Raw genomic sequence first — 8,025 nt, 5'->3', positions numbered from 1 at the left:
TATCGACTCCGGTCAGAGTCACAACTCCCAATGCCGCAACACTATCGGTACCTGAACCTGCATTGACAGTGCTCAGCCCACTAAAGCTGATGTCCGCAACATCCAGGGCATTGTTGCCGGTAATCTCAAAGGCATCGACACCACTGCTGCCGGTCAACGTCGCGGTCACCGCGCTGGCGATACCATCAAAAGTCAGGGTGCCTGATTCAGCAGTGACTTGGTTCACAGCGCCTGTCAACGCCAGGCCATCGCTGTAAGCGCTGGCATCCAGGCTATCGCTATCGCCATTGCCGTTCACGGAGGACATGCCGGAAACCGTCAGCTCATAAGCTTTTACATTCCCATCGGCCTGTAAAATAAATGCATCTGCATTCGTTGTACCCACAAGAGCTGCATTCGTCGCTGTGAGATTCTCGACATTACTAAAGGTGATCCCGCTATTTTTTGCTTGATAGTCGGTACCAGTGAGTTCCCAGTTAACACCGTCTGCGCCAGTTACGCTGTCGGTGCCATCCCCCAAATCAACCTTCTCCACCCCAGAAAAAGAGATAGCATCGATAGAAAAAGATTTAGTCCCATTGACTATTAAGGAATCGGCGCTATCTGATAGCGTAAACAAGTCGTCACCACTGTTAGCTACAACGGTCCCGGAGTTTGTGACTGTGATATCACCAAGTTCATTAATCGTATTGTCATCTGTACCACCAACCGAGAGAGAGAAGTCGGAAACAGTAATTGAACCTTCATTGGTAAACGACCCTCCAGCATTAACTGTCAAGCCACCATTTACTGCTGAAACTGTAACTCCATTATCAATTTTTACACCGCTATACGAGGTCAGCGTCAAAGTATGAGCCGTAGTCCATGCAATGGAGTCAGCAACAAGAATTCCATCTGAAAAATCACCGCCAGATGGGGTTACAGGTCCACCGGGACCTGAACCATTATTAGCATCAGTAACACTGATCTCTATATTATTATTCGCCAGTGCACTTACTACAGCTGAAACCGAAACACAATTGTTTGTGACACAAGGATCGTCAGCAATTTCCATCCAGCCTGGATCCAGTAGCCAGTTACCCGTTTCTCCATCACCATGGCTCAATGTGGATACAAACATATCCTCTTCATCAAGATGAAGGTATTGCTTACCAGAAGTTTCTACTAAACCACCATCACCGCCAGCAGCCCCTGACTCCGCCAGGATAGTCCCGCCAAACTCCGTAGTAATATCGGACCATACGATGACCTTGCCACCCTTAGCATTTCCAATACCACTCGCATTAATATTTGCCTCACTTGTGACCGTCGTAAATTCGGCATTGCGAATTTCGGGATTTACTCCTTGATAATCTCCCCCGATAAGTACCTCACCGCCGGAATCAGTACCACGAGCATCAATATCGCCTGCAAGGAAAACCTCGTCACCTAACACCGCAACATAACCACCATTTCCGGAATTACCCGTAACACTTATTTGTCCGGTGTGCTCAGCAGTATCACCCTCTAATACAATTTCACCACCAGCTATGCCTGAGGCATCTAAAGTTCCACTGTTGGCAACACCACTACCAGAACCAAATAAGCGAATTTTTCCCCCGCTGGTATCAATGCCTTTTGCCTTTATCGAACCTTCATTATTTACTGCAGCTGTAAATAGATCACCAGAGACGCTAGCCTCCATTAATACTTGCGCGCCCTCAATAGCTCCTTCATTTAGTATGGCACTATCTACACCCAGCTCATTCTCCATGACCTCTTTAGTAATTTTGAGACCAATAAGCCCATCCGCATCAAATGTGAGTAATGCTTCATCAGCCGCAGCCAAACTAACCAGCTCTGCACTAATCAACCCTGAAGATGCATTGGTAACCTGTTTTCCTACCAATAGCGCACTGGATGCATTAATTACCCCACGGTTTACGACAATACCCGATGAACCATCTTCACCCTGGAAAATAAAGTCCCCATTCATGAAGTCTTCTGGATTCATATCAAGCCCAGAAGCGGTGATGGCACCTACATTCACTGTTGCAGTTTCAGTAAAAAGCACTCCTCGCGGATTAACAAGAATTACATGTCCATTCGCCTCAATTGATCCGTGAATCGTAGTTGGATCCTGCCCTAAAATACGATTAAGTACGATGGATGAGGAATCAGGTTGTAAAAACTTGACCAGTTCTTCCGGGCTTAGGTTAAATGATTCCCAATCTATCGATAGCAAATCAGTGGCCTGATCGATTGTTGTGGTTGAACCATCCACATCAATCGTACCTTCACCTCCGGTCACTACACCGCCCTCAGGACCCGCATAAGCCATGGGGCTCAAAATCCCCGCAAGCACACCAGCATAAGCAAGGCTTGATAATTTTATTGCAGTTACTAATCTTCTTACTTCAAGCGTTTTCTTTTTAGCTTTCATACCAGAACCCTGCGAAGAGGAACTTTGTTTTCGTTAGTAATTCAGAAATTTAATAATTAGTTATAAAAAATTGAAAAATCAGCATAAACCGTTGGCTCATCTTCACCAACAGCAATATTTGTTATCGAGGTACTCGACATAATTGGCCAAGCCATAGAAACTTTGCTTGAGAACCGATCATCCCAACTGAATTTGAAGAGTACACCCGCCCCAGAGAACCTGGCCCAATCATCATCAAGTGTTTCTTCGTAGTTATTAACAAAGCCATAACCAACATCTGCTATAAGGGCAACCTGTACAATGTCGTTTAAGCGCTGCCCGAAAAGAACCGGATTGATCGCTTCAGGAAAATTCACGTACCACTCTGCAGATAAGACCGCTCCTTTATCAGCGGAAAAATCCCTCACTGCAAATGCTCGTACACCATTAGCCCCACCCAATGACATCTGTTCAAACCCGGGTAAGTTGCTTTCGCTATATTGTGCTCGTCCTTTCAGGATAAGTCTTGATTGCTCATCTATAAAAGGGATAGGAAGAAAAAGCAAAGAGCTGGTATTGATCGCCACTTTATTAAAATCATCCCCTCTGCCAGCTTCAACATCATTCTGATGCTCACCATATTGAAGATTCACATTCATTATATTCAACATGGAAAAAAGGCCATTAGAGAGACTATCCAAATAAACACCAACCTCACCGCCATAAACATGATCGTTTGTAAAAGCAATCGCCCCCTCAAGCTCAGATTCCTTCTCTGTTATTCCGAAAGAGCCTGTCAAATTGAAATCCCGAGAGCGACGGAATTTATGATCTAGAGAAACGGCATAACTTTTATTGATACCGGATATATTGAGTGCATTGATAACATTTTCCTTATTTTCTTCATCGTAGAGATTAAACTCATTATGATCTGCCGAAATCTCTAGTCTGGTACGAGGAGAAAATACAGGGAAACTATATCTAATTTGACCCAAATCAGAACCAAGCTTTTCATCCGTTTCAAGAGCAGATTTTAAATAGCTTACCGTTAACGCATCTCCTATACCCAGTGGATTCAGCCAATCAACCGTGGCATAGGCTCTTTCATTACCTGTATAAAGAGAACCATGATTATCCAACCTTAAAGAAGCCTTATAAGAGCTTGTTTCACGCGCTTTCAAATTAAGTTTGGTTTCTCCAGGATTATCACCAGCGCTAAAATACCCAGTAACATTTAGGCCCGGTAGATCATTGAGAAGGTATAACCCCTCCTCAATACTTTCATGGTTCACCAATTCCCCTCTTTGGCCTTCGAAAGGCTCTGCAAGTTGATCCAGGGCGTAACGCTCATTATCTTCAGCAACAACCTGTCCCAGCAGCCCCTCCTGAACAGTGAGAGTAACTACACCATTTTCAACGTCTTGCGCAGGTATTTGTACTTGAGCAAGGAACAAACCTTGACGGCGATAAAAGTTAGTAAGTTCTGCAGCTATATCTTCCAGGTCCCCATAACTTAGTCCACGTTCCTTATTTTGCTTCTCTATAACACTGACCAGCTTTTTTAATTCTGCAGGGCCAAGGCCTCCCGGATTAAATTGGGCATTCATGTTTCCCAGTAAGATAGCCAGCTCTTCCAAATTTTCTACGGTATATCCACTGGCAAGAATCTTATCTTCCTTCATATATTTAATGCGCAAATCCTCAGCCATCTTCTCGATGGTGGTGCGCTCAATACCAAATTCTGGATACTCTTCTAACCTGTGAAACCGAAACTCTTTGACAGTAATACGTGGCCCTTGATTACGCTGGGAAATTTCGGGGATTTCAGTATTAAGGTTTGGGTCCTCCGCCTCAAAAGTCCGCTGGAGATAGTCTTTTGTTACATCTACTTCGCTAACAGTTGGTGTATTTTGATCGAATGCCTGCCTTACACGACTTCGAAAGCTGGAGTCCTCCTCCTGAGCTTTAGCAGGCATTTGCAGTAGCATAAAACTGGCACTAATAAAGAGTGCCAGTTTGCTTTGTTTGAGCCAGAACATAACTCCCCCAAATAAAATTCTTATTTATTTGCCCCCCTGAACTTCTAATTGGGAAAGGCCGAATTACAATTATTTAGTTAACATCCCTAACGATGCGAAACCCTGTAAATTCATCTGCCTGACCATTATGGAGCCGCTTTGTTGTAGCCAGGCAGCGACTCATGGGGTCCAAGCGATTACCCCCTAAGGCCAGCAACTCACCATCGGTGCCACGTGCCCACTCCTGCACATTGCCGACTGAATTCACCAAGCCAAACCTATTAGAAGAGCCGGATTGCGCTGGGACAAATTCAGCTCCCTTCTCGATACCACCATATTTAAGGTGGCAATTTCGATCAGCCAGCTCTTCCTGACCATTCGCACTGGCTGCGGCAAACCATTCCTGCTCGGTGGGTAGACGGTAACTATAACCAGTTTCGTCGCTTAACCAACTTAGGTATGCCTCTGCACTAGTTAATAACACGTTATTAGCTGGCATATTGTCGGCACCGAATTCCAGCGAATTACACTGCTTAGTGATACTGCAGAATTGCTTCAAATCCAGATTACTTATTTCATATTTACCAACAGCAAGAGGCCTGCCACTTACACCTTTGATAACGACCATCGCCGGGCCTTTGCTACCATCTGCAAGACGATCACGACAACTGTAGCGATCTCCTCTACCGCCACTTCCTGGTACCAGGTGCCCACAGAAGTCCAGCTTGAGCTCTTTCAGAGGCTGATAGCTGGGGAGAAGCGCCCTAAACTCATCCACCAGAGCCTCTGTTTGGGTCGGGTCTTTTGCACCCAGATTGGAAGCACAGGTACTGAGTTCTTCACCGATAACCGGACGAATCTGCTGGGCCTTGATATTGTCCACTTTCGCGAGCTGGGAAAGTTGCGCCCCAATAGCCCCCACATTCATATCAAAGCTGCAAGTCAGAACCGCTTCCATCTCATTGAGAATCGCATCTACCTGTTTCTGCTTGATTGTAGCCAGACGACGACGCTCGGCCCGCTCTTCTTGTAAGCGCAGGCGCTCCGCTTCTCGCTCAGCCTCCAAACGCTCAGCTTCAAGACGTGCCTGTAAATTCTCCCTATCAGTCGCCAACTGGGATTTAATCGCCACTGCCCGGCTGGATACCCCATACCAGTTAGCAGCACTTCGAAGCATTAGGTCGGCTTGGTCCAGGTTACCCAAGTTAAGCTGACCAGTTGCGGCAGCTAAGAACAGCTCAGATATCTCACGCCGTGAGGCATCCAGAAAGTCATCATCACCAGGGTTCAGCTCTGAGTATTCCTTCAGCTCCAGACGGAGGTCGTTCTCCCAGGCGGGAGTTAAGATACTCAAGTTAATCAGCCGGCTAATCGCTTCTTTCTTATCACTGATTCGGCGCTCTAACAGCTCCTGCTGCAATTTTCGTTCAAGCTCTATTTTTACCCTCTCTTGTTCGGCGGTATTCTGCTGCTCCAAGTGGTTATAACCAAATCCAGCGCCAATAAGCATCATGGCAAAGGCACTACCCAGAACCCATTTCCAGGTATTACTAATAAAGAATGCCTGCACAAACTTTTCGACGGTATCGGTACGATTTTCCCGCTTCAGTTCCAGGGCAGACTCAAGGGCACGCCATTCTCTGCGGTTCAGCCCCTTGATGCGCTTTGGACGTAACTTCTGCTCAAAAGCCTTATCCGCAGGAGTTTTGTCATAGGGATGGCGACCACAAAACAATTCATAGGCCACACAGCCCAGTGCATAAACATCATCAGAGGGGGCTGGCTCTCCCCCTTTCAACATCTCATAGCTCGCATAAGCGGGCGTCAGTGCCCCAAGACTGCCAGCATCAAATACAGTGGTCTCACCAGTTTTATTCGCAATTCCTCCTTCCGATACTGCTCGCGCAATACCAAAGTCAAAAACCTTTGCGCCTTTCTTACTGGTGACGAAAATATTGCCCGGTTTAAAGTCGGAGTGGACGATTTTATGTGAATGCGCATAGATCAGTGCCTGACAAATATCCGTAAATACGGATCGCGCTTTTTCTGGTTCAAGCCCCACATCTGCATGATCTCGCAGAAGCTTATCCAAGGGTGCCCCTTCCAGGAATTCCATCGTCATAAAGACGCGGTCACCATCACGGTCAAAATCATAAACCGTTACGATGTTAGGATGGGCTAGAGTTTGAGACTTGCGCGCCTCACGTTGCAGGGAAATAAAGGCATCAGGGTGCTTCTGAAAATCATCGTTTAACAGCTTAATAGCGACATAGGGTTCGCTGTCGTTAGCTTCTAATTTTCGGCGGTCGAGAGCTTTATAAACTGCCCCCATACCGCCAACACCCAAGAGTTTGTCAAGCTCAAAACGCCCTTTAATCACGGTCTTTGTAACAGCACCTGAGGGTAAGGGTTCGAAAGAGTCAGGAGTATCGATGGGATTAGCCGGTATTCCACCTTCTAACTTAGTGCCAACTTCTTTCTGAACAGAAGCTTTGTGCGGGGCCGGACTGAAGACGGTAGCATCAGTCCCAAAATCTGCAGCAGCATTGGGAATTATCGCTTGGGCTCCACGAACTGGCGGATGGTCATTTGAACCGGTAGCATCCTGGCGCACAACGACAGTGACATCACCATCTTCCGTTAACCCACCTGCAGCTTGCTCCGGGCCGGGCGGAGAGCCACTCGGCCGAACAATACGTGTCTTATCGTTCAATTCCGCCTCCTTGGGAAAGTATTACCAAATATCCAAATGCATAACAAAAATGTTACGGGCTTATCAATTAAGGTAATTTAAAGTGGCAAAGTATATCGAACAGGTTAAGGAGCAACAATCAAGGTATATTCAAAATAATTTGCCTACAGGCGTCATAAGTACACTATCCCAGTAGTGGTGCAGCTAACCGGAATGCTTGCCAATGAATACAACCAATTACATAGGCTTACATGCATGTTTTTTAAACAACCCCGATAATTGAAATAATTTTAATTGGTGCAAGGAAGCTAACAATTCTTAATATTTTCATATTTCTTCCAAATTTTGGCGGGACGGAAAATTAAACCGTAATTCTCTGTATATTTAATTGGTGTCAGAGTCGAATACGCTCAGCGGGCATATACCCAACAACAGTAAAAGGGCTTCGGATAATTGGTGCCAGAGTCGATTAAATAACGAAAAATTATGGTTTTTTTTTGCTTTTCTCTCTGTTTAAATCACCCCAGTTGCCACTGCGACGTTACCTGAGCTACTGACTCATCGCCGTGGTAAAGGATTAACCACCAACATCAAAAGCCAACCAAGAGGGAATCCCCATGGCTATCTACATGAACTTCAATAACAAAGCCACCAAAGGCAACGTCACCGCCAAAGGTTACGAAGACTGGATCGAAGTTGACAGCTTCAACTTTGGTGTTGGCCGTGGTATCACCATGGAAGCTGGTGCTACCTCCAACCGTGAAGCCTCTCGCCCCAGCCTGAGCGAAGTCACTTTCACCAAGCGTATTGACGCTTCTTCCGGTGGTTTGTTCAAGTCTTCTGTCACTGGCGACGAAGGTGTGCCCGTAGAGATTCATGTTGTACAGACCGGCGCCAACTCTGTAGAAAAGTAC

General features: G+C 46.0%; 4 protein-coding genes. 1 reads left to right on the top strand and 3 read right to left on the bottom strand.

The features are described from left to right. The 3 genes from G367_RS0100270 to G367_RS24720 all read right to left on the bottom strand — a co-directional run. The coding region (locus G367_RS0100270; protein WP_020411092.1) for a two-partner secretion domain-containing protein at positions 1–2,422 on the bottom strand (2,422 nt) is incomplete at its 3' end. Between the two features lie 56 nt (positions 2,423–2,478). After that, the gene (locus G367_RS0100265; protein ID WP_020411091.1) at positions 2,479–4,440 is read right to left on the bottom strand and encodes a ShlB/FhaC/HecB family hemolysin secretion/activation protein; all 1,962 of its coding nucleotides are present in this window, start codon (positions 4,438–4,440) and stop codon (positions 2,479–2,481) included. Positions 4,441–4,513: 73 nt separating this feature from the next. Further along, positions 4,514–7,132, bottom strand: a complete 2,619-nt coding sequence (locus tag G367_RS24720) for a bifunctional serine/threonine-protein kinase/formylglycine-generating enzyme family protein (RefSeq protein WP_020411090.1) — start codon at positions 7,130–7,132, stop codon at positions 4,514–4,516. 596 nt (positions 7,133–7,728) lie between these two features. Between G367_RS24720 and G367_RS0100255 the strand changes: the two genes are divergently transcribed. After that, positions 7,729–8,025: Hcp family type VI secretion system effector (locus G367_RS0100255; RefSeq protein ID WP_020411089.1), on the top strand; the 297-nt coding region annotated here is incomplete at its 3' end.

Source organism: Microbulbifer variabilis ATCC 700307 (assembly GCF_000380565.1).
Lineage (GTDB): Bacteria > Pseudomonadota > Gammaproteobacteria > Pseudomonadales > Cellvibrionaceae > Microbulbifer > Microbulbifer variabilis.
Note: the sequence above shows the minus strand (reverse complement) of the source record. Positions and strands in the feature narration are given on the sequence as shown.

What these genes read in the sequence shown, in the direction of transcription:
- G367_RS0100265 (WP_020411091.1), bottom strand. Translation starts at nt 4,440, where the DNA reads ATGTTCTGGCTCAAACAAAGCAAACTGGCACTCTTTATTAGTGCCAGT.